The organism is Pseudomonas sp. AC136, from assembly GCF_979258585.1.
Genome location: NZ_OZ409865.1, coordinates 116,572 through 137,593 on the forward strand (window position 1 = coordinate 116,572; position 21,022 = coordinate 137,593).

Sequence of the window (21,022 nt, forward strand, 5' to 3'; positions counted from 1 at the left end):
TTAAGTCCGTCCATCAGGCCTTCCATGAAAAGCTACGTTTCCTTCGTTATTTCCCTGGCTTTAGGCGCTTGCCTCGCAAGCTGCTCGAGCTTCAATTACAGCGACTACCAAGCCAACTTAACGCCTGACGCGATGCAGCCGTACGACCTGTCTCACGGCGCTGTGGCTTCCCCAATCATCTATTTCGACACCTACACAACCCGGGAAGCCGGCCTCTCGGTGCATCGCTTGTTAATCGCCACGCACCTAGACGGCCAGTTGCTGCCCGGTGCTGCGGTCAGCCCTGCGGCTAAGGGTGTTCAGGCGCTGAAGGTTTCGCCGGGCAAGCATTCGCTGCAGTGGTGCTGGCTGTCGAAAAACGCCATCGGTCCAGGCAGTGAGCGCTGTGGTTTCGAGGCGGACGGCGTGGTGTTCAAGGCGGGGCAGCGGTATGTGGTTCGGTGGAGCGACACCAAGTCGTTCGAGGGCCAGGCGACGTTTGTTCGGATCAATTCGCGGATTGAAAACCTCGACAGTGGCGAGGTCATTTTCCGTCAGGTGCAGTCGAACAGCGGGCCGTTTTAGCGGCCGCTCAGTACGTCTAGCGGGTATTCGATAACCACGTACAGCCGGTCGATATCGCGCCCGGCTTGGGCGTCGTTGCCGCGATGGGTGACGTAGGAAACGCTTAGGGCCAGGTCTTTGGCGGCGCCGGATTGCACGCGGTATTTGCCTTCGATGTCGCGTTCCCAATGTTTGCCGCCGTCGCCCTGGTTGGGGGCGTAAGCGCCGAGGTCGGCGTCGTAGGAGTTGTAGGCGCCGCCTTGGGGGGCGTGCGTGCCGTCGATGTTGCTGCCGCGTACGTAGCGGGTCATGAAGGTGAGGCCGGGTGTCAGCAACTGGCTGAGGTCGAGGTCGTAGCGCAGTTGCCAGGACTGTTCGTTGGCGCCGTTGAAGTCGGCGTATTTGATGGAGTTGGCGAGGTAGATGGAGTCGCCGCCCACGAAGTCGAACGGGGTGTCGCCGCTGATTTTCTGGTAGCCGAGGCTGAAGGCTTGTTCGCCGATGCTGAGTTTGCCCAGCAGGCTGGCGGCGGTGGTGTTGATGGCGCCGGCCAGTTCGGCGCCGGTGCCGAGGGTGCGATAAACATTGGCGTCCCAGTTGAGGCGGCTGCTGGCGCTCAGGGTTTGTTTGAGGTGCAGGTTGCCGTAGTACTGGCGCCAGGTGTCGTTGAGTTCGCTGGCGTACACGGCGCCGCCCCAGGTGTCGTCGCCCATGCTTTGCAGGCCGAACAGGCTGATGCTCTGGTGGCGGGTGCTGGCGCCATAGCCGTCGAAGTCGCTGCGTGAGCTGCTTTCGTCCTGGTTTTTAAAGGCGTTGAAGTGGCCGGCGGTCCAGCTCAATCCTGTGCCGGCCAAGCCTTGAAGCAGGGCGCCGGTGGCGTATTCGGGTTGCAGGCGTTTGTCGGCGGTGTCGAATACCGGGGTTTCCACTTCCATTTCGCCGAGTTTCAAACGGGTGTCGCCCAGGCGCAGTTTGAGCGCGCCACCGGCGCTGGAGTAGTTATCGGCGGCTTCGCCGGAATCGCCGACTGGCAGCAAACCGGTGCCGGCGCGACCGCCGCCGCTGTCCAGGCGCACGCCTACAAAGCCATGAGCGTCTACGCCAACGCCCAAGGTGCCGGCGGTGTAGCCCGATTCGAAACGCCCGGTAAACCCTTGCGCCCACTCGCGGTTGTAGCTGTTACCGCTGTGGCCGGTGCGGGTGTCGTTGTTGAGGAAAAAGTTGCGGCTGAGCAGGTTGAGCGTGGCGTCGTCCAGCAGCGGCGAAACGTCGGCCTGTGCGGCGGCGGCCCAGGTGGTGGCCAGTAGCGGTGTGCAGAACAGCAGGGTAAACCGCATGGCGGAACTCCAGTGGTAAAGCTGGAGTATCCGGGCAAGGGCAGGGGGCTGGATTGAAGGGCTGTGCTGTTGCGCGGTTCAGCGCTGGGGTTTGGCTTACTGCGGGGTCATTAGTTGCGTGCGCAATTCTTCCGACAATCCATCTTTGGCCACCCACAAGCCCAGATACGCCCGGGCAAATTCTTTGTCGCCGTTGCGGTAGACCTTCTGGCCGTTGAGCTCCAGCACCAGGCCTTCTTCGGCGGTGTAGGTGAGGGCGTAGCGGTCGCCGGGGTTGATGTTTTTGAAGGTGGCTTGCAGCGGTTCGATGTCGGCGCGCAGGGCTTGCAGGCGCGCGGGTGGCTGCTGGCGTTCAATGGTGGCCCAAGCGGCTTTGATCACATCGTCGCGGTCGATGGCGCGCAGGTAGTAAAGCTCCAGGCGCTGGTTGCGCATCTGCGCGACGGCCTCACTCGGGGTGATGCCCGGCTCGGTGTAAAAGGCGGCGGCGTATACGTCCACCCACAAATAATTGAGTACGCCCTGGCTCTGGCGTTGCAGGCTTTGCCGTTCGTTGGGGAAGGCGGCTTGTTGCAGCGGTTCGCTGGCCCACAGCAAGGTGCTGGTGAGCAGAAGTAGCAGGGTGGCAGTCAGGCGCATGACAAGGCTCGTGATGGCAGAGGCGGTGCCAGCATACGGGTTTGTGGATGACAGTTGCGCGCCGGTATCTGTTGCCAAACGCGACGGCTGTTGGTCGCGGGGGCGGCTGTCGAGCGGCTATCCTTGCGCCTTCTTGTTTGCTTGCCGAGCGCTGCCGTGTTTCGTCATCTGTTGCCGCTAGTGCTGTGCGTTTGTTTGCTGGGCTGCGGGCCGCAGGTGGCCGAGTTTGGCGGCCCAACTATGGGCAGTCATTACGCGGTGAAGTACGTGCCGGGCGAGCACACGCCCGCCGCAGCGGTTGTGCAGGCGCAGGTGGAGGGGTTGTTGGCGGAGGTGGATCAGCAGTTTTCAACCTGGCGCGCAGACTCCGTGGTGTCGCGCTTCAATGCCTTGCCCGCCGGCAGTTGCGCGGCGGTGCCCGAGTCGGTGTTGGCCCTGGTGCGCTTTGCCGATTCGCTGTGGAAAGACAGCAGCGGCGCCTTCGATATCACCGTTGAACCGCTGATGAACTTGTGGGGGTTCGGGCCGCAGTCGCGCAGTCACGAGGTGCCTTCGGCGCCGCAGATTGCCGAGGCGAAGGCGCTCGTGGGGCAAGCCCATCTGCGCATTCAGGGGCACCAATTGTGCAAAAACCTCGCCGTGCAACTGGACCTCAACAGCATCGTCGCCGGCTACACGGTCGACCGTATCGCCGAGCACTTGCGTTCGCTGGGTATCGACAGTTACCTGCTGAATGTCACGGGCGAGTTGAAGGCAGCGGGGCGCAAGCCGGATGGCGAGGCGTGGAAGGTGGCCATCGAAGCGCCACGTGAAGACGTGCAGGTGCCCGAGCGCGTGCTGACGCTGGACGGTTGGGGCGTGTCCACGTCGGGCGATTACCACACCTATTTCGAGCGTGACGGCCAGCGTTATTCCCACACGCTGGACCCGCAAACCGGCGCGCCCATTACCCATCGGTTGGCAGAAGTGACGGTGCTCGATCACTCGACCCTGCGCGCCGACGGTCTATCGACTTTACTGATGGTGTTGGGCCCGGAGCGCGGCATGGCGTTTGCGCAGCAGCATGGCATTGCGGCGCTGTTTGTTACCCGCACGGCGAGCGGTTTTATCAGCCAGGCGAGCAGCGCGTTCAGCCGCGAATTTGATGTTCCTGCGACGCCGTAGGCTGTATCGCGCCATGTAGTGCAGACAATGCTCGCCTACCGCGCGACCAATCGCTAATGTGCGCAACGCAAAGCCGCAGTTAAGCTGCGCACCTGTTTCGAGCTGTCGCGACACGCGTTACGAGGTCCATGTAACGAGGCGGTCGCGGTGTTGCCACGGACGCACAGGCGTCCTGGTTTGTACCAGAGGAGTGAACATGGCGGTCTACAACTACGACGTGGTGGTATTGGGTTCGGGCCCGGCAGGGGAAGGCGCAGCGATGAACGCCGCCAAGGCCGGGAAAAAAGTGGCCGTGGTCGACAACCGTCGCGAGGTGGGCGGCAACTGCCTGCACCTGGGCACCATCCCGTCCAAGGCCCTGCGTCACTCGGTTCGGCAGATCATGCAGTTCAATACCAACCCGATGTTTCGCCAGATTGGCGAGCCGCGTTGGTTCTCCTTTCCCGACGTGCTGAAAAGCGCCGAGCGGGTGATTTCCAAACAGGTCACTTCGCACACCAGTTACTACGCGCGCAACCGTGTCGACCTGTTCTACGGCACCGGCAGTTTCTCCGATGAGCAAACCATTGAAGTGGTGTGCCCCAACGGCGTGGTGGAAAAACTGGTGGCGGCGCAAATCATCATCGCCACTGGCTCGCGTCCGTATCGCCCGGCCGATATCGACTTCCACCACGAGCGCGTTTACGACAGCGACACCATCCTCACCCTGAGCCACACCCCGCGCCGCTTGATCATTTACGGCGCCGGCGTGATCGGATGTGAATACGCTTCGATTTTCAGCGGGCTGGGCGTGCTGGTCGACCTGATCGACAACCGCGACCAACTGCTCAGTTTCCTCGACGGCGAAATCTCCGATGCCTTGAGCTACCACCTGCGCAACAACAACGTGCTGGTGCGTCACAACGAGGAATACGAGCGCATCGAGGGCATGGACAACGGCGTGGTGCTGCACCTGAAGTCCGGCAAGAAGATCAAGGCCGACGCCTTGCTCTGGTGTAACGGCCGTACCGGCAACACCGACAAACTCGGCCTGGAAAACATCGGCATCAAGGTCAACAGCCGTGGCCAGGTGGAAGTGAACGAGCACTACCGCACCAGCGTGTCGAACATTTATGCGGCCGGTGATGTGATCGGCTGGCCGAGCCTGGCGAGTGCGGCGTTCGACCAGGGGCGGTCGGCGGCGGGCAGCATTATCGAGAACGGCAGCTGGCGCTTTGTCGATGACGTACCAACCGGCATTTATACGATTCCGGAAATCAGCTCCATCGGTAAAACCGAGCAGGAACTGACGGCGGCGAAAATTCCGTATGAAGTGGGCAAGGCGTTTTTCAAAGGCATGGCGCGTGCGCAAATCGCCATCGAGCCGGTGGGCATGCTCAAGCTTTTGTTCCACCGCGAAACCTTGCAAATTCTTGGCGTGCACTGCTTCGGCTATCAGGCTTCGGAGATTGTGCACATCGGCCAGGCGATCATGAACCAGCAGGGTGAGGCCAATACCATCAAGTATTTCGTCAACACCACCTTCAACTACCCGACCATGGCCGAGGCGTATCGGGTGGCGGCGTTCGACGGCCTCAACCGGCTTTTTTGAGCGGCACCGACCGGTGGCCTGAGCCGGTCGGGGAGCAGGACTGTTTCGGGGTCAGCGATTCGCGAGAGTGGCGCTGGCCAAACCGGGAAAGTCTGTAATCAGGCTGTCCACCCCGAAATCAGCGAGCCGGCGCATCAGTGCCGGTTCGTTGACCGTCCACACCGACACATGCAGCCCTTGTTTCTGCGCTTTGATCAGGCGCTCGGGCGTGCACAGCGTCCAGTTCAACGCCAACAGGGAACAGCCATAGTTCTGCGCCACTTTCAGTGGATCGAGCCAGGCGTATTCCGCCACCAGGCCGCGCGCCAAATCCGGCGTCAGGCGCACCAGCGCACGCAACACTTCCCGCGAACTTGAGGTGACCGTGACCTTGTCCAGCAGGTTGTACTGCTGCGCCAACTCACGAATCGCCAGCACGGTGCGCGCTGCCCGCACGCGCGAGGCGCTTTTCACTTCCAGTTGCCAATGCTCAAAGTCGCACTGCTCGAACAACTCGGCCAGGCGCGGAATCGGCGTGGGTTGCACCCAGCCGGGGCCGCCTTTGCGGGCGTCGTAGGTCACCAGCTCGGCGGCGTCGTGTTCCACCACTTTGCCGCGATGGCCGGTGGTGCGTTTCAGGGTCGGGTCGTGAATCACCATCAGCTCGCCGTCGCGAGACAGGTGCAGGTCGAGTTCGCAGCGGCGCACGCCGTGTTTGAGGCACTGCTGAAAACTGGCCAGGGTGTTTTCCGGTGCTTCGCCCTTGGCGCCGCGGTGGCCGTAGATCAGGGTCACGGTTGCTCCTTGCTGATGAATGCTTAGTTGGACGCCGGTGCCGGCTGGGCCGCGCGCGGCTCGTGGTGACGCACGCTGTCGACCACATGGGTGTTTTCGAAGTAAACGCTGAAGTCGCGGTAGTCCCAGCGCGTGATCGGCGGGTTGCCGACCGGTTTGTGTTCTTCATCGGGCAGGCCGAACTGGTCGAGCACGCTGCGCTGCAACTGGCCACGAACGGGCAGCGCAATAGTGCTCGCGCCTTGCTCGCCGACGGGAATTTCCAGGGTGTCGGCCTGCGCGGCCAAGGGCAGCGCACCGAGTAGCAGGCTGAAAAGAAGAGCGGGGCGGGGCATGGTTTTTCTCTCGTGCGGCCGTTAGCTGAGGGGCGTTTCGCGGGCTTGGCGACGTTCCATCGCCTGCTTTTGCAGAATATGCCGGGCCAGTAATTGCCGTTGTGCGTCGGTTAGCGCTTCGAACTCGGTGCCGATCTCGTACAGCCCGTTGTCCTGCTGACGGCAATGGACAACCTGCGCCCGCAATAGCAGGCCGAGGGCTTGCGGCATCAGCACCATTTTCACCGCCAAGTGGCTACCGGCTGGTACTGCTTGCGGGTGCTCGAAGCTCACGCCGCCCTCGGACAGCGTCACCCGTTTCGGCGCTCCCACTTCACGCACCAGGTTCTGCGCCAGGGCCTGGCCGAGCAGGTCGATACGCTTGTTGACCACCTTCAGGTAGCTGGCAAGGGTGCGATCACGCTCGCCGATATGGCGCAGCAAGTGCTGGGATTCGAAGTCGGAAAGGTGCAAATCGCTGAGCAGATTGAACAGCGGCGAGTCGTCGTGCAGGGCCTCGCTGGCCACCGCTTCGGCGCCGGACAGCAGGCTGAATTCCAGTGCGATCGTATCGGCGATGCGATAGTATTCGCGGCGGTCACTTTCATCGTTAGACGTCATGGCGAACCCATGGCAGCGGTGGTTGTCTGAGCCTGAGCTCAGCGCAGTGTGCCCAAAGTGTAAGGCCGCCAGCCGAGCCTCGCCACTGTTGGATTTTGTACAGCAGGATGCCCCCTTCCTTCGCAGCGAAACCTCATTTTCTATGTTCAGACCGCTGTCCGTTTTTATCGGCGCACGTTACACCCGTGCCAAACGCCGAAATCATTTTGTTTCGTTCATCTCGCTGACCTCGATGATCGGCCTCGCCCTGGGCGTGGTGGTAATGATCGTCGTGCTCTCGGTCATGAACGGTTTCGACTATGAAATGCGCACCCGCGTGCTGGGCATGGTGCCCCACGCCACGGTCGAGTCGCCGGAGCCCATCAGTGATTGGCACGCCATGGCCGACAAAGTGCTGCAGCACAAGCAGGTGGTCGCGGTTGCACCGTTCACCCAGATGCAAGGTCTGCTGACCCACGAAGGCAAGGTGCAGAAGGTGTTGATCAACGCCATCGACCCGGTGGAAGAGAGCAAGGTCTCAATCATCGACAAGTTCTTCAAAGAGGGCAGCCTCGACGCGCTGAAAACTGGTGAGTTCGCGCTGATCATTGGCGACAAGGCCGCCGCCAAATTGGGCGTGAAAGTCGGCGACAAGGTCACCTTCGTCGCCCCGGAAGTCACCGTGACCCCGGCTGGCATGTTCCCCCGTCTCAAGCGCTTCACCGTGGCCGGCATCTTTCATGTGGGCGCCGGTGAAATCGACGGCTTCCTGGCCCTGGCCAACATTCACGACATCGCTCGCCTGCACCGCTGGAAGCCGGACCAAGTACAGGGCTTGCGACTGAAATTCGCCGACCTGTTCCAGGCGCCGCGCACCGCGTGGGAAATCGCCGGCCAGTTGGGCGACCGCGATTACTACGCCCGCGACTGGACCCGCACCCACGGCAATCTGTACCAGGCCATCCGCATGGAAAAAGCCATGATCGGCCTGTTGCTGCTGCTGATTGTGGCGGTGGCGGCGTTCAACATCATTTCCACGCTGGTGATGGTGGTCACCGACAAGAAAGGCGACATCGCCATTCTGCGCACCCTCGGCGCCACGCCCCGGCAGATCATGATGATTTTCATGGTGCAGGGCACGGTGATCGGCGTGGTCGGCACCGTGATCGGCGCGCTGCTGGGCATTATTGCGGCGCTGAACGTGAGCAGCTGGATTGCCGGCGTCGAGCGCCTGTTGGGCATTAAATTTCTCAACGCCGATGTGTATTTCATTGACTACCTGCCTTCGCAATTGATGGCCCAGGACGTGCTGCTGGTCTGCGGCGCGGCCCTGGTGCTGAGTTTCCTCGCCACTCTTTATCCGGCCTGGCGCGCGGCGCGCACCCAGCCTGCGGAGGCCCTGCGTTATGAGTAATGTCGCCATGCAAGCAAAGCAAAACAACGCCGTTCTCAGCTGCCGCAACCTGGGCAAAAGCTACGACGAGGGTCCGCAATCGGTCACCGTACTCGCCGACCTGCAACTGGAGCTGTACCCCGGCGAGCGCGTGGCAATTGTCGGCAGTTCCGGCTCGGGCAAAAGCACCTTGCTCAATATGCTCGGCGGGCTCGACACACCGAGCACCGGCAGCGTTTGGCTGGCGGGCGAAGAGTTGTCGGCGCTGAGCGAAAAGAACCGTGGCCTGCTGCGTAACCGCGCGTTGGGTTTCGTGTACCAATTCCACCACCTGCTGCCCGAATTCACCGCCTTGGAAAACGTCTGCATGCCGCTGTTGATCGGCAAGGTGGCGATTCCCGAAGCCCGTCAACGCGCGACTAAATTGCTCGAGCGCGTAGGCCTCGGTCACCGCTTGGCGCACAAGCCGGCGGAACTGTCGGGCGGTGAGCGTCAGCGTGTGGCCATTGCCCGCGCGCTGGTCAACAACCCCGGCCTGGTGCTGCTCGATGAGCCCACCGGCAACCTTGACCACCACACCGCACAGGGCATTCAAGACCTGATGCTGGAACTGAGCCGCGACTCGAAAACCGCCTTTCTGGTGGTGACCCACGACCTGCAATTGGCCCAGCAAATGGACCGCGTGTGGCGTCTGGAAGACGGCAAGTTGGTGGCTGCCTGATGTTCCGCCCGCTCAGCGTTTTTATCGGCCTGCGTTACACCGGCGCCAAGCGCCGTAACCACTTCATCTCGTTTATTTCCCTGACCTCCATGATCGGCCTGGCCCTCGGCGTGCTGGCCATGATCGTGGTGCTGTCGGTAATGAACGGATTCCAGAAAGAAATGAGCTCGCGCATTCTCGGCATGGTGCCCCACGCCACCATCGCAGGCGTGCAGCCGATTTCAGACTGGCGCCAGATCGCCGACCAGGCGCTGAAAAACCCGCAAGTAACCGCCGCCGTGCCGTTCGCCGAGCTCGAAGGCATGCTCTCCTACAAAGGTTTGATGCAGCCGGTGCAAATCAACGGCATCGACCCCAAGGAAGAAACCAGGGTGTCGATCATCGGCCAGCACATCGTGCAAGGCAGCCTGAACGACCTGAAACCCGGTGAGTTCGGCGTGGTGATCGGCGAAATTACGGCACGGCGTTTTCGCCTGAACGTCGGCGACAAACTGACCCTGATCATCCCCGAATTGAGCACTGCGCCCGGCGGTATTACCCCGCGTATGCAGCGCCTCAACGTGGTCGGCGTATTCAAAGTCGGCGCCGAGCTGGATGGCTCCATGGCGCTGATCAGCATCGCCGACGCCAGCCAATTGCAGCGCATGCAAAGCGGCCAGGTGCAGAGCGTGCGTCTGGCGCTGAAAGATCTGTACCAGGCGCCACAAGTTTCGGCGGCCGTTGCTCAGGGGCTGGGCGAAGGCTACCGCCCAAGCGACTGGACGCTGACCCAAGGCAGCCTGTTCAGCGCCATGAAAATGGAAAAAACCATGATCGGCCTGCTGCTGTTGCTGATCGTCGCCGTGGCCGCGTTCAACATCATCGCCACGCTGATCATGGTGGTCGCCGACAAGGGCGGCGACATCGCCATCCTGCGCACCCTGGGCGCCACGCCCGGGCAGATCATGGGCGTGTTTATGGTGCAGGGCACCGTCATCGGCGTGATCGGCACCGTGGTCGGCGGCGTGCTGGGCGTGTTGGCGGCACTGAACGTGAGCGCGCTGGTGGGCTGGATCGAACGCATCAGCGGGCAGCAGATTTTTAGCTCTGACGTGTACTTCGTGAGCAATTTGCCGTCTGAACTGCAAGGGCTGGACGTGGTGCTGATTTGCAGTGCGGCGTTTATTTTGAGCTTTCTGGCGACGGTATATCCGTCGTGGCGCGCGGCGCAGATTCAGCCGGCTGAGGCGTTGCGGTACGAGTGAGTGGGTGCGGGGGACGGTGCTCGACTCGCGACTCTGGATTCCCGCTTTCGCGGGAATGACGGTGTAAGTTTTTTTCCTCCGTCATTCCCGCGAAAGCGGGAATCCAGGCTAATGGACAGCATCGAATTAGCCCGACACGACGAGCATCCCGACAGAAGAAGCCACACCCAACCCTAAAACCGATACTCCCCCCCCTGAATCCCCGCAAAAACCCGCCCATCCAACACCTCAAACCCAGCCCCACCCGGCAGCCGCACATACAACGGGTCACTCACCCGCGCCGGATCAAACCCCGCCACTTTCAAATCATTCTTCTTGTACTTAAACGTCCCCGTCGTCTCCACCTCGCGCAGCAGCCGCACAAATAACGGCGCGGCATAGGCCGGCAGTTCGCGGTCGAGATGTTCGGCCAACGCCGCGCCATCCAACTGCTGCCCTGGCGCCAAGCGCAAGGCGGCCATGCCGCAGCGGCCGTTGGTGCCGGGAATTTCCACGCCATACACCACGGCATCCTCAACGCCGGCAAACGCGCCCAGGGCGTTTTCCACTTCGGTGGTGGAGACGTTTTCGCCTTTCCAGCGAAAGGTGTCGCCCAGGCGGTCGACGAATTGGGTGTGTTTGAAGCCGATGTCGCGCATCAGGTCGCCGGTGTTGAACCAGGCATCGCCTTTTTTAAACACGTTGCGCAGGATCACCGCCTCGCTTTTCGCCGGGTCGGTGTAGCCGTCGAAGGGCCACTTGGCGCTGATTTCGGTGATCAGCAAACCGGGCTCGCCCTTGTCGGCTTTTTGCAGGAAGTTTTTCTTGGTGCGCAGCGGCCGATCGTTTTCCAGGTCGTAGCGCACGATGGCGTAGGTGGCGGGCGAGTAGCCGACGGTATTGTCGAAATTGAACACGTTGGTAAAGCCGATATTGCCCTCGCTGGAGGCGTAGAACTCGGTGATGCGCTGGATGCCGAAACGCTGTTTGAACTCGCCCCAGATGGAGGGCCGCAAGCCGTTGCCGATCATGCAGGTAAGGGTGTTGCCTTGTTCTTCCGCGCAGGGCGGTTGGTTGAGCAGGTAGCGGCACAGCTCGCCGATATAGCCGAAGCAGGTGGCGCGGTAATGCTGCACGTCTTTCCAGAACGCGCTGGCGGAAAAGCGCCGGCGCAGGGCAATCGCCGCGCCGCCTGCCAGGGCCGCGCTCCAGCACACGGTGACGGCGTTGTTGTGGTAGCAGGGCAGCGTCAGGTAAAGCACGTCCTGGTCGGTAAGGCCGAGCCCGGAATGCCCGAAGCCGCCGTAGGCTTTTATCCACTTGCCGTGGCTCATGATTGAGGCTTTCGGCAGGCCGGTGGTGCCGGAGGTGTAAATCAGGAAGCACGGGTCTTTGAGCCGTACGTTGGCGCTGTCAGCGACGTTGGTGTGTGGCTCGCTCCAGGCCAGGTCCATGAGGTTTTCCCAGCCGTGTGGGGCGCTGCTCGGCACGTTCAGGCTGTCGCCATCGCTCAGCCAATAACAGTGGCGATCGCTGCCGTGCACCTGCTCGCGTACCGCTTCGAAAGGCTCGCGCAGTTCCTCACCAATCACGAAATGACTGGGCTTCACCAGGTTCAGGCTGTGCACCAACACCTGCCCGCGCTGCGTGGTGTTGACCAACGCACCCACTGCGCCGAGCTTGGCCAGGGCGGCCAGCAGCAACAGCACCTCGATCCGGTTTTCCAGCATCACCGCCACCACGCTGCCGTGACTCACGCCTTGTTTTTTCAGGGCGCGGGCCAGGCGATTGGCCCAGGCGTTGAACTGCGCGTAGGTGAGCTGGCGCTGTTCTTCCAGCACGGCGGGGCGCTGCGGGTACAGGTCGGCGGCGCGCTCCAATGCCCAGGCCAGCGACAGATTTTTCTCTCGATTGCGAATACCGGCGTAATACAAACCCCGCAACATGCGCGGCACGCGGCCAAGGGTGGCGGGCAGGTGGGCAATGAAACGGGCAGGGGTGATCAGGTCGGCTTGGCTCATGTTCGCGTCGTTGTGCTGTTATCGGGAACGAACCTCACTCTAGTTTGCCCGTACCGCTCGGACTATGACCGTGGTGCGCCGAGCGGCGGGCAGATGGGCAAATAGACGGGGCAAACGCTCAACATCCGTCTATACATCAGAGCAGGTTGCCGGAACCTGGGCGCAACCACCGAGCCATTAAGGAGAGCGGCATGGGCAGGGTGTTTCACGTTCTGGTGCTGCTGATGATGGTGTTGCTGGGCAGTGGGGCCGCCGTGGCTGCCGAGACCGAGCAAAGCATCGACCCCACGGCGACGGCCACCGACACCAGCGCCACCTTGCAGGTCGCCAACCGCACGGTGATGGTGTTTCGCGCCGTGCTGCTGGGCGAGTCGCCGGCCGTGCGCGCGGCGCGGGCCAAAGCGGCGATTGAAGAAGTGCTGCAAGACGGCGCCGACGTGCCGGTAACCCTGCAACCGGTGCAGCGCAGTTTTATCGTGCTGCTTAACGGCCGCCGCAGTTTTATGGTCACGCCGCTGGATGTCGACCCGTTGGGGGCGCAAAACACCGAAGACGCCGCCCAGCAGGCAGCCGAGCGGTTGCGTCAGGTAGTGGCCGAAACCCGCGAGATCCGCACTTGGAGCGCCATGCTCAAAGCGCTGGGCTACAGCGTGGCGGCCACGGTGTTGTTTGTGCTGCTGCTGTGGGCCATCCATTGGCTGCGTCGCTCGCTATACAAAGCGCTGCCCATGCTCATGCAGCAAAAGGCCCGCGACCTGAAAGTCGGCGGCGCGCAGATTCTCGATCTGCGTTTTCTCTTCACCCTGGCCAACCGCCTGCTCGACCTGCTGCGCTGGACCCTCGTGCTGCTGCTCGCCTACGAATGGCTGAGCTTTGTGCTGTCGCAATTTCCCTATACGCGCCCTTGGGGCGAGCGCCTCAACAGCTACCTGCTCGACCTGCTCAGCTATGTGCTGCAAGGCGTGGTCAATGCCGTGCCGGGACTGCTGATTGCCGTGCTGATCTTTTTTATTGCGCGCGGCATCAGCGCCTTTGCCCAACGCTTGCTCAAGCGCGTGGCGCTGCAAAGCCATAGCGTGGAATGGCTCAACGAAGAAACCTTGCAACCGACCACACGCCTGACCTCGCTGGGCATCTGGCTGTTCGCTCTGGCCATGGCCTATCCGTATCTGCCGGGCAGCGGCACGGAGGCGTTCAAGGGGTTGTCGGTGCTGATCGGGTTGATGATTTCACTCGGCGCGTCGAGCCTGGTGGGCCAGGCGGCGTCGGGGCTGATCCTCACCTACACGCGCACCCTGCGCATCGGCGAATTCGTGCGCATTGGCGAGCACGAAGGCACGGTCACGGAAATGGGCATGTTCACCACGCGTATCCGCACCGGCCTGGGCGAGGTGCTGACGCTGCCCAACTCGATGATCACCGGCGCGGTCACCAAGAACTACTCGCGCGCTGTGCAGGGCACCGGCTATATCGTCGACACGGTGGTCACCATTGGCTACGACACGCCATGGCGGCAGGTGGAGGCCATGTTGATCGAGGCGGCGCGGCGCACCGACGGCGTCGTCAGCGACCCTGCGCCGCTGGTGTTCCAGACATCGCTGTCGGATTTCTACCCCGAATACCGCCTGGTCGCCCAAGCGATCTTCACCTTGCCGCGCCCGCGTGCGCTGCTGATGTCGGCGCTGCATGCGCATATTCAGGATGTGTTTAACGAATACGGCGTGCAGATCATGTCGCCGCATTACCTCGGCGATCCGCCCGACGCCAAGCTGGTGCCGCCGGAAAACTGGTACACCGCCCCCGCCCGGCGACCGGTGCCGGGCGAGGGCGGTGGCGAGGCTAACGGTCAGTCGACAAACAAGTCCTGAATCAGCGGGCCGCCGTCCGGGTCGAAGCGGTAGTGCTCGAAATCGGTGTGGCCCTGCTCGCGCAGAATGTCTTCATCGATCAGCAAGCGGCCGGTTATGGCGCGACCGCTGCTGGCCAGAATGGCGTGTGCGGCGTCGGCCATGATCGCCGGCACGCGGGCGCGTTTGAAGGCGTCGCGGCTGCCCAGCTCGAACTCGATGGCGGCGGTGGCGATCATGGTTTTCGGCCACAGCGAATTGACGCTGATGCCGTACTTGGCGAATTCCTCGCTCATGCCCAGGGTCAGCATGCTCATGCCGTATTTGGTCACGGTGTAGGGCCCGTGCTGGGCGAACCATTTGCTGTCCATGTTCAGCGGCGGCGACAGGTTGAGAATGTGGCCCTTGCTCTGTTTCAGATAAGGCAGCGCGGCCTGGCTGCAAACCATCACGGCGCGGGTATTGATTTGAAACAGCAGGTCGAAGCGCTTGGGTTGCAGGTGCTCCACGCCGATCAACTTGATGGCCCCGGCGTTATTGACCAACGCGTCGATGCCGCCGAAATGCTCAGCCGCCTTGGCCATGGCGGCGGCCACAGCGGTTTCGTCGCGCACATCCAACTGCAGCGCCAGGGCTTTGCCGCCTGCCGCTTCAACTTCGGCGGCCACGCTGAAAATGGTGCCCTCAAGCTTGGCGTGGGCCTCGGCGCTTTTGGCTGCAATCACAATGTTGGCCCCGTCGGCGGCGGCCTTCAGGGCAATTTCACGACCGATGCCACGGCTGGCGCCGGAGATAAACAGGGTTTTGCCGGATAGGGACATGGGCGTGGATCTCCTGGGGTTTTGTTGTTGTTCGTTGTAGATCAACCGCATCGCGGCTAAAGCCGCTCCCACAGAAAACACGCGTACCTGTAGGAGCGGCTTTAGCCGCGATGCTTTTTAGTCGCTTACCTCAACCTCCACCAACACCTGCCGCCCCTTCACCTGATCGCCTTTATTGGCCTGCACCCGCCGCACCACGCCATCGCTGGTGGCTTTAAGCGGATGCTCCATTTTCATCGCCTCCAGCACCACCAGCAGTTGGCCTTTGCTGACGCGCTCGCCCTCGCTGACCAGCACGTCGACGATGGCACCATCCATAGGCGCCTTCACCACGCCGGAAGCAGCGGCACCGGCGGCGCTCACTGGTTCATGGGTGCAGTCGTGCAGTTCGAGGTTGCCGGCGTGGCCGTATAGCCACAGCTGCTGAGCGCTGTGGTGATACGCGAGACGCTGGCGCACGCCGTCGATATTCACTGTGGCCCAGCGCCCGTCATTGCTGAGCAGCTGCAATTCAACCTGCTGCTCGCCGACCTGCGCGAGCAAACGCGGTTGCGGGCCGGACTGTTGCACGCTGAGTTCCACCGGGTATTTGTGTTCGCCGTGCTTGAGCACGAAGCGCCACGGCGCATTGCCAGCGTTGCGCCAGCCGGCCAGCTCGGGCTGGTGCGCGCGGGCTTGGGCGCCGGCTTGGTAGAGCAGGGCGGCGGCGCTGGCCAGTTCGGCGGCACTGGGTGCTTGCGGGCTCAGGCTCGGGTCGGCATGGAAGTGCTCGGCAATAAACGCGGTGGTGGCGTTGCCTGCGGCGAATTGCTCGTGGGCCAGCAGGTTGGCGAGAAAGCGCTGGTTCCCGTTGACGCCCAACAGCACGCAGTCTTCCACGGCGCGCACCAGCTTGCGCCGCGCTTCGTCGCGGGTGGCGCCATAGGCGATGACTTTCGCCAGCATGGGGTCGTAGAACGGCGTGATGCGCTGGCCTTCGACCAGGCCGTGGTCGATGCGAATGCCGTCGAGCAGCGCCGGCTCCCAGCGCAGCACGGCGCCGGTTTGCGGGAGAAAATTATTGGCCGCGTCTTCGGCATACAGGCGCACTTCCATGGCATGACCCGTGAGGCGGATGTCTTCCTGGCGCAGCGGCAATGGCTGCCCAGCGGCGACTTGCAGCTGCCAGGCGACCAGGTCCTGGCCGGTGATCAGCTCGGTGACCGGGTGCTCCACTTGCAGGCGGGTGTTCATTTCCAGAAAGAAGAACTCGCCGCTTTGGTCGAGCAGAAATTCCACCGTACCGGCGCCGACGTAATTCACCGACGCCGCCGCTTTCACTGCCGCCTCGCCCATGGCCTGACGCAGTTCGGGCGTCATCACCGGGCAGGGCGCTTCTTCAACCACTTTCTGATGACGGCGCTGCACCGAGCAGTCGCGTTCGCCCAGGTACACGATGTGCCCGTGCTGATCGCCGAATACCTGAATTTCCACATGCCGTGGCTGCAACACGGCGCGTTCCAGAATCAGCTCGCCGGAGCCAAACGCGTTTTGCGCCTCGGAGCGCGCGGTGCGAATTTGCGCCACTAGTTCGCTGGCCTCGGTGACCAGCCGCATCCCCCGACCGCCGCCCCCGGCGCTGGCTTTGATCATCAGCGGATAGCCAATGCGCTCGGCTTCGCGGCTGAGGGTGGCGTCGTCCTGCTCGGCGCCTTCGTAGCCTGGAATGCACGGCACGCCGGCTTCGAGCATGGCGATCTTCGACAGGCGTTTGCTGCCCATCAGGTGAATGGCTTCAACGGTCGGCCCGATAAACACGATGCCGGCCGCTTCGCAGGCCTGGGCAAATGCGGCGTTCTCGGAGAGAAAGCCGTAGCCCGGATGCACCGCATCGGCGCCGGTTTTTTGCGCGGCGGCGATGATGGCGTCAATCGACAAGTACGACTGATTGACCTGCGCCGGCCCGATGCACACGGCCTGGTCGGCCAATTGCACATGGCGCGCGTCGGCGTCCGCTTCGCTGTAGACCGCCACGGTGCGGTAGCCCAGGGCGTGAGCGGTGTGCATGACGCGGCAAGCGATTTCGCCGCGGTTGGCGATGAGGATTTTGTTGAAGGCTGGCATCCGGTGGCTCCCTGCAATCTAATTTTTTGTTCTTCGTAGGAGCTAGCTTGCTAGCGAAGCTTTTGCTGTACGGGTTCGAGAACTTCGCGAGCTTGCTCCTACGCGGGCGGAGCGGTGTTTGCGCCGACCCTCACCCCCAGCCCCTCTCCCCTGATCCGGGCGACCGCTGACAGGCGAGGGGAGCAGACCGAGTCGCGGTCAAGCTCCCTCTCCCCTTGTGGGAGAGGGCTGGGGTGAGGGGTAAAGGCCATCACACCGCCCACCCAGGCTTACGCTTGTGCATAAACGCCATCGTCCCTTCCACCCCTTCCTCGCCCACCACCGCCGCCGCAAACAACCCGGCGGCATCGTCGAGCAAGCTATTCAGCGGTTCCCGTTCGGTGGCCAGCAGCAGCGCTTTGGTCGCCGCATTGGCCCCCGGTGCACATTGCCGAACCTGATCCAGTACCTGCGCCAGCCGTTGTTCCACGTCGGCGTCACACACATGCACAAGCCCCAGACGCAACGCCTCTTCACCATCAAATCGCGCTGCCGTCAGGGCCAGGCGGCGGGTGTGGGTGAGGCCGATGCGCTTGACCACAAATGGCGCGATCTGCGCGGGAATAATGCCCAGGCTGGTTTCCGGCAAACCGAATTTGGCGCTCGGGTGGGCGATGGCGATGTCGGAAACACACGCCAGCCCAAACCCGCCGCCCAGCACCGCGCCTTCGAGCACGGCGATGACCACCTGCGGCGCGTTTTGGGCTTCTTCCAGCAAGGCCCCAAAGGCGCGGTTGAGCTGGCGGTAGGCGTCTTCACCTTCGGTTTGCGCACGGGCGCGGGCGCCGGCCATGTCTTTGATGTCGCCGCCGGCGCAGAAATGCTCACCGGCGCCGCGCAGTACCAAGGCACGAATGCTGGCGTCGGCGGCGCTGTTGCGCAGCACGGCGCGCAGCTCCTCGACCATCGCCAGGCTCATGGCGTTGCGCACCTCGGGCCGGTTGAGGGTGATGGTCAGCACGCCGTTGGCGTGGTCGAGCAGCAGGGTGGTCACGGTCGGGAGGGTCATGGCTCAGCCCTTCTTCTTGCCCGGCAGGGTGCCCATCAGCTTGCTGATGATGCCCAGCATGATTTCGTCTGCACCGCCGCCGATGGAGACCAGGCGCACGTCGCGGTAGGCGCGGGCGACGGGGTTGTCCCACATGTAGCCCATGCCGCCCCAATATTGCAGGCAGCTGTCGGTTACTTCGCGGCCCAGGCGGCCGGCTTTGAGCTTGGCCATGGACGCGAGCTTAGTGACGTCGCGGCCTTTGATGTATTGCTCGGTGGCTTGGTAGACGAGGGCGCGCAGGCACTCGATTTCGGTGCTCAGCTCGGCCAGGCGGAAGTGGATGACCTGGTTGTCGATCAGCGGCTGGCCAAAGGTTTTGCGCTCTTTGCAGTACTCGATGGTGCTGTCGATGCAGAACTCCAGGCCCTTGATCATGTTGGCGGCGCCGAACAGACGCTCTTCCTGGAATTGCAGCATCTGCATCATGAAGCCGGCGCCTTCATGGCCGATGCGGTTGCGCTGGGGCACGCGCACGTCATCGAAAAACACCTGGGCGGTTTCCGAACTGCGCATGCCGAGTTTGTCCAGGTGCGGCGACACGCTGATGCCCGGCGTTTTCATCGGCACCACGATCAGCGATTTGTTGACGTGGGGCTTGTCGTCCGAGGTGTTGGCCAGCAGGCAAATAAAGTCGGCCGATGGCGAGTTGGTGATCCACATTTTGCTGCCGTTGATCACATAGTCGTCGCCGTCTTTGCGGGCGGTGGTTTTCAGCCCGGCAACGTCGGAGCCGGCGCCCACTTCCGACACGCCAATGCAGCCGACCATGTCGCCGGCAATGGCCGGGCGCAGGAACTCTTCGCGCAGCTCATCGGAGCCGAAACGGGCGAGCGCCGGGGTGCACATGTCGGTTTGCACGCCGATGGACATCGGAATGCCGCCGCACTGAATGGTGCCGAACTCTTCCGCGGCCACCACCGAGTAGCTGTAATCCAGGCCCATGCCGCCGAATTTTTCCGGCTTGGAAATGCCCAGCAAACCGAGGTCGCCGGCTTTCTTGAAGATGTCGTGGATCGGAAAGCGCCCGGCCTTTTCCCATTCATCAACGTGGGGATTGATTTCCTTGTCGACGAAATTGCGCACCGTGCGGCGAAGTTCTTCGTGTTCCTGGGTGATGATCATTGTTGTTGTTCTCCACGCGTGAATTTCGGTCTGTTCGAGAGCGGCGTTGGCGGCGGCCCTCACCCTAGCCCTCTCCCGGAGGGAGAGGGGACGAAGCGATTAAAACCGCGCCACGCCGAACGTATTGGCCTTTAACGGCCGCACCTCGGCTTCGGCGCAAATATCCAGCAGAAAACCCAGCAGCTTGCGCGTGTCGCGCGGGTCGATCAGGCCGTCGTCCCACAGGCTGGCGGTGCCGTAGAGCGCGGTGGATTGGCTGTCGAGTTTCTGCGCGGTTACGGTTTCCAGCATGTCGAGCATCTTCGGGTCGGCTTCTTTGCCTTCCTTGCGGTGCTTGTCTTCGGTGACGATGCGCAGCACTTTGCCGGCCTGGGCGCCGCCCATGACGGCGGTGCGGCTGTTGGGCCAGGCGAAGATAAAACGCGGGTCCAGGCCACGGCCGCACATGGCGTAGTTGCCGGCGCCGTAAGAGCCGCCGACGACGATGGTCAGCTTGGCGACGCGGGCGTTGGCTACGGCCTGAATCAGCTTGGAGCCGTGCTTGATCACGCCTTGCTGTTCCGATTCGGTGCCGACCATAAAACCGGTGGTGTTATGGAAGAACAGAATCGGCGTGTTGCTCTGGTCGCACAGCTGAATGAACTGCGCCGCCTTGGCTGCGCCTTTCGGCGTGATCGGGCCGTTGTTGCCGATAAAGCCGCAGGCCAGGCCTTCGATGTGCAGGTGGCCGCAGATGGTCTGGTTGTCGAACTCGGGTTTGAAGTCCAGGTATTCGGAACCGTCGGCGATGCGGGCGATGATTTCGCGCACGTCGTAGGGCTTTTTCGCATCGCTGGGAATCAGGCCCAGCAGCTCGTCGGCCGGGTACAACGGTTCGCGCACCGGCTTGCGCGGGCGGTGCGGCAGTTGGGCGTTCCACGGCAGCATGGCCATTATTTCGCGGGCGATGCGCACGCCGTCAGCGTCGTTTTCGGCCAGGTATTCGGCGGTGCCGGCGGTTTGCGCGTGCATCTCGGCGCCGCCCAGTTCTTCGTCGGTGGCCACCTCGCCCGTGGCGGCTTTTAGCAGCGGCGGGCCGGCGAGGAACATTTTTGCCTTGCCACGCACCACCACGGTGTAGTCCGACAACCCCGGCTGATAAGCGCCGCCTGCGGTGCTGGAGCCGTGCACCACGGTGATTTGCGGCAAGCCCATGGCTGACATCCGCGCCTGGTTGGCAAAGCCGCGCGCGCCTTCAACGAAAATGTCGGCGGCGTAGTTGAGGTTGGCGCCGCCGCTCTCGGCGAGGGTGACCACCGGCAGTTTGTTTTCGAAGGCGATCTGTTGCAGGCGCAGGGTCTTCTTCAACCCGCTGGGGGAAATGGTGCCGCCCTTGATCGCGCTGTTGCTGGCATTCACCAGGCAACGCACGCCGGAGATATAGCCGATGCCGGAGATAATGCCGCCGCCAGCCTGGGTGCCGTCTTTGTCGTCGTGCAGTTTGTAGCCGGCCAGTGAGGCCAGTTCCAGAAACGGTGCGCCGGGGTCGAGCAGCAGGTTCAGGCGTTCACGCGGCAGTAACTGGCCGCGTTTGTCGAACTTGCCTTTGGCTTCGGCAGCCTTGTCCAACACCTTTTGTTCGACGTCGCGGAACCCGGCGATGGTGGCCAGCATGGCCTCGCGGTTGCGGGCGAAGTCTTCGCTGTGGGCGTCGAGTTCGGATTGAATCACCGGCATGAC

At 62.6% G+C, this 21,022-nt stretch carries 18 protein-coding genes; 7 read left to right on the forward strand and 11 right to left on the reverse strand.

The annotated features are described in order from the left end of the window. Window positions 1-24: 24 nt before the first annotated feature. Window positions 25-564, forward strand: a complete 540-nt coding sequence (locus ACZZZU_RS00525; RefSeq protein ID WP_463549382.1) for a hypothetical protein — start codon at window positions 25-27, stop codon at window positions 562-564. Here the strand turns inward: ACZZZU_RS00525 and ACZZZU_RS00530 are convergent. Both ACZZZU_RS00530 and ACZZZU_RS00535 read right to left on the reverse strand, forming a co-directional pair. Next, window positions 561-1,880, reverse strand: coding sequence for an OprD family outer membrane porin (locus tag ACZZZU_RS00530; protein ID WP_463549383.1), 1,320 nt, complete (start codon window positions 1,878-1,880; stop codon window positions 561-563). The genes ACZZZU_RS00525 and ACZZZU_RS00530 overlap by 4 nt on opposite strands. A gap of 96 nt (window positions 1,881-1,976) precedes the next feature. Beyond that, entirely contained in the window at window positions 1,977-2,519 is a 543-nt protein-coding gene (locus tag ACZZZU_RS00535) for a chalcone isomerase family protein (RefSeq protein ID WP_463549384.1), read from the reverse strand. 156 nt (window positions 2,520-2,675) lie between these two features. Between ACZZZU_RS00535 and ACZZZU_RS00540 the strand changes: the two genes are divergently transcribed. Together ACZZZU_RS00540 and sthA are read left to right on the forward strand one after the other, a co-directional pair. Next, entirely contained in the window at window positions 2,676-3,683 is a 1,008-nt protein-coding gene (locus tag ACZZZU_RS00540) for an FAD:protein FMN transferase (RefSeq protein ID WP_463549385.1), read from the forward strand. 196 nt (window positions 3,684-3,879) lie between these two features. Further along, complete coding sequence (gene sthA / locus ACZZZU_RS00545) at window positions 3,880-5,274, forward strand: Si-specific NAD(P)(+) transhydrogenase (protein WP_122450530.1); 1,395 nt, start codon at window positions 3,880-3,882, stop codon at window positions 5,272-5,274. A gap of 51 nt (window positions 5,275-5,325) precedes the next feature. On the opposite strand, the gene ACZZZU_RS00550 is transcribed toward sthA, so the two are convergent. The 3 genes from ACZZZU_RS00550 to ACZZZU_RS00560 are packed head-to-tail and all read right to left on the reverse strand — an operon-like array spanning window position 5,326 to window position 6,983. Beyond that, window positions 5,326-6,048: a glycerophosphodiester phosphodiesterase gene (locus tag ACZZZU_RS00550; protein WP_122450531.1), complete on the reverse strand. Its 723-nt coding sequence runs from the start codon at window positions 6,046-6,048 to the stop codon at window positions 5,326-5,328. A gap of 23 nt (window positions 6,049-6,071) precedes the next feature. Further along, entirely contained in the window at window positions 6,072-6,383 is a 312-nt protein-coding gene (locus ACZZZU_RS00555) for a phosphodiesterase (RefSeq protein ID WP_463549386.1), read from the reverse strand. A 21-nt stretch (window positions 6,384-6,404) separates the two neighbouring features. Then, entirely contained in the window at window positions 6,405-6,983 is a 579-nt protein-coding gene (locus tag ACZZZU_RS00560; protein WP_463549387.1) for a PilZ domain-containing protein, read from the reverse strand. A 142-nt stretch (window positions 6,984-7,125) separates the two neighbouring features. Here ACZZZU_RS00560 and ACZZZU_RS00565 point away from each other — a divergent pair, with 142 nt between their 5' ends. Genes ACZZZU_RS00565 through ACZZZU_RS00575 form a run of 3 tightly spaced genes read left to right on the forward strand, consistent with a single transcriptional unit; the run spans window position 7,126 to window position 10,320 of the window. Continuing rightward, on the forward strand, window positions 7,126-8,376 hold the full coding sequence (locus ACZZZU_RS00565; RefSeq protein ID WP_463549388.1) for a lipoprotein-releasing ABC transporter permease subunit: 1,251 nt from the start codon (window positions 7,126-7,128) through the stop codon (window positions 8,374-8,376). Between the two features lie 7 nt (window positions 8,377-8,383). Beyond that, the gene (gene lolD, locus ACZZZU_RS00570; RefSeq protein ID WP_463539219.1) at window positions 8,384-9,076 is read left to right on the forward strand and encodes a lipoprotein-releasing ABC transporter ATP-binding protein LolD; all 693 of its coding nucleotides are present in this window, start codon (window positions 8,384-8,386) and stop codon (window positions 9,074-9,076) included. After that, entirely contained in the window at window positions 9,076-10,320 is a 1,245-nt protein-coding gene (locus ACZZZU_RS00575) for a lipoprotein-releasing ABC transporter permease subunit (RefSeq protein ID WP_463549389.1), read from the forward strand. Before lolD ends, ACZZZU_RS00575 begins: the two co-directional genes overlap by 1 nt. A 173-nt stretch (window positions 10,321-10,493) precedes the next feature. On the opposite strand, the gene ACZZZU_RS00580 is transcribed toward ACZZZU_RS00575, so the two are convergent. Next, the gene (locus ACZZZU_RS00580) at window positions 10,494-12,320 is read right to left on the reverse strand and encodes a long-chain-acyl-CoA synthetase (protein WP_463549390.1); all 1,827 of its coding nucleotides are present in this window, start codon (window positions 12,318-12,320) and stop codon (window positions 10,494-10,496) included. 191 nt (window positions 12,321-12,511) lie between these two features. Between ACZZZU_RS00580 and ACZZZU_RS00585 the strand changes: the two genes are divergently transcribed. Then, complete coding sequence (locus ACZZZU_RS00585) at window positions 12,512-14,188, forward strand: mechanosensitive ion channel family protein (RefSeq protein WP_463549391.1); 1,677 nt, start codon at window positions 12,512-12,514, stop codon at window positions 14,186-14,188. Here the strand turns inward: ACZZZU_RS00585 and ACZZZU_RS00590 are convergent. The 5 genes from ACZZZU_RS00590 to atuC all read right to left on the reverse strand — a co-directional run bounded on the left by ACZZZU_RS00590 (window position 14,167) and on the right by atuC (window position 21,019). Continuing rightward, entirely contained in the window at window positions 14,167-14,988 is an 822-nt protein-coding gene (locus tag ACZZZU_RS00590) for an SDR family oxidoreductase (RefSeq protein ID WP_122495326.1), read from the reverse strand. The two genes, ACZZZU_RS00585 and ACZZZU_RS00590, sit on opposite strands and share 22 nt — an antisense overlap. A gap of 117 nt (window positions 14,989-15,105) precedes the next feature. Continuing rightward, on the reverse strand, window positions 15,106-17,091 hold the full coding sequence (locus ACZZZU_RS00595) for an acetyl/propionyl/methylcrotonyl-CoA carboxylase subunit alpha (protein ID WP_463549392.1): 1,986 nt from the start codon (window positions 17,089-17,091) through the stop codon (window positions 15,106-15,108). Between the two features lie 250 nt (window positions 17,092-17,341). Further along, window positions 17,342-18,139, reverse strand: a complete 798-nt coding sequence (locus ACZZZU_RS00600; protein ID WP_463549393.1) for an enoyl-CoA hydratase/isomerase family protein — start codon at window positions 18,137-18,139, stop codon at window positions 17,342-17,344. 3 nt (window positions 18,140-18,142) lie between these two features. Further along, window positions 18,143-19,303 (reverse strand): citronellyl-CoA dehydrogenase, encoded by a 1,161-nt coding sequence (atuD, locus tag ACZZZU_RS00605; RefSeq protein WP_463549394.1) that lies wholly within the window; start codon window positions 19,301-19,303, stop codon window positions 18,143-18,145. Between the two features lie 99 nt (window positions 19,304-19,402). Continuing rightward, window positions 19,403-21,019 (reverse strand): geranyl-CoA carboxylase subunit beta, encoded by a 1,617-nt coding sequence (gene atuC / locus ACZZZU_RS00610; RefSeq protein WP_463549395.1) that lies wholly within the window; start codon window positions 21,017-21,019, stop codon window positions 19,403-19,405. Window positions 21,020-21,022: the final 3 nt, after the last annotated feature.

Bases quoted from the DNA above. Each gene is read 5' to 3' on its own strand.
- ACZZZU_RS00525 (WP_463549382.1), top strand. From the start codon at position 25: ATGAAAAGCTACGTTTCCTTCGTTATTTCCCTGGCTTTAGGCGCTTGC.
- ACZZZU_RS00530 (WP_463549383.1), bottom strand. From the start codon at position 1,880: ATGCGGTTTACCCTGCTGTTCTGCACACCGCTACTGGCCACCACCTGG.
- ACZZZU_RS00535 (WP_463549384.1), bottom strand. From the start codon at position 2,519: ATGCGCCTGACTGCCACCCTGCTACTTCTGCTCACCAGCACCTTGCTG.
- sthA (WP_122450530.1), top strand. From the start codon at position 3,880: ATGGCGGTCTACAACTACGACGTGGTGGTATTGGGTTCGGGCCCGGCA.
- ACZZZU_RS00555 (WP_463549386.1), bottom strand. From the start codon at position 6,383: ATGCCCCGCCCCGCTCTTCTTTTCAGCCTGCTACTCGGTGCGCTGCCC.
- ACZZZU_RS00560 (WP_463549387.1), bottom strand. From the start codon at position 6,983: ATGACGTCTAACGATGAAAGTGACCGCCGCGAATACTATCGCATCGCC.
- ACZZZU_RS00565 (WP_463549388.1), top strand. From the start codon at position 7,126: ATGTTCAGACCGCTGTCCGTTTTTATCGGCGCACGTTACACCCGTGCC.
- lolD (WP_463539219.1), top strand. From the start codon at position 8,384: ATGCAAGCAAAGCAAAACAACGCCGTTCTCAGCTGCCGCAACCTGGGC.
- ACZZZU_RS00575 (WP_463549389.1), top strand. From the start codon at position 9,076: ATGTTCCGCCCGCTCAGCGTTTTTATCGGCCTGCGTTACACCGGCGCC.
- ACZZZU_RS00580 (WP_463549390.1), bottom strand. From the start codon at position 12,320: ATGAGCCAAGCCGACCTGATCACCCCTGCCCGTTTCATTGCCCACCTG.
- ACZZZU_RS00585 (WP_463549391.1), top strand. From the start codon at position 12,512: ATGGGCAGGGTGTTTCACGTTCTGGTGCTGCTGATGATGGTGTTGCTG.
- ACZZZU_RS00590 (WP_122495326.1), bottom strand. From the start codon at position 14,988: ATGTCCCTATCCGGCAAAACCCTGTTTATCTCCGGCGCCAGCCGTGGC.
- ACZZZU_RS00595 (WP_463549392.1), bottom strand. From the start codon at position 17,091: ATGCCAGCCTTCAACAAAATCCTCATCGCCAACCGCGGCGAAATCGCT.
- ACZZZU_RS00600 (WP_463549393.1), bottom strand. From the start codon at position 18,139: ATGACCCTCCCGACCGTGACCACCCTGCTGCTCGACCACGCCAACGGC.
- atuD (WP_463549394.1), bottom strand. From the start codon at position 19,303: ATGATCATCACCCAGGAACACGAAGAACTTCGCCGCACGGTGCGCAAT.
- atuC (WP_463549395.1), bottom strand. From the start codon at position 21,019: ATGCCGGTGATTCAATCCGAACTCGACGCCCACAGCGAAGACTTCGCC.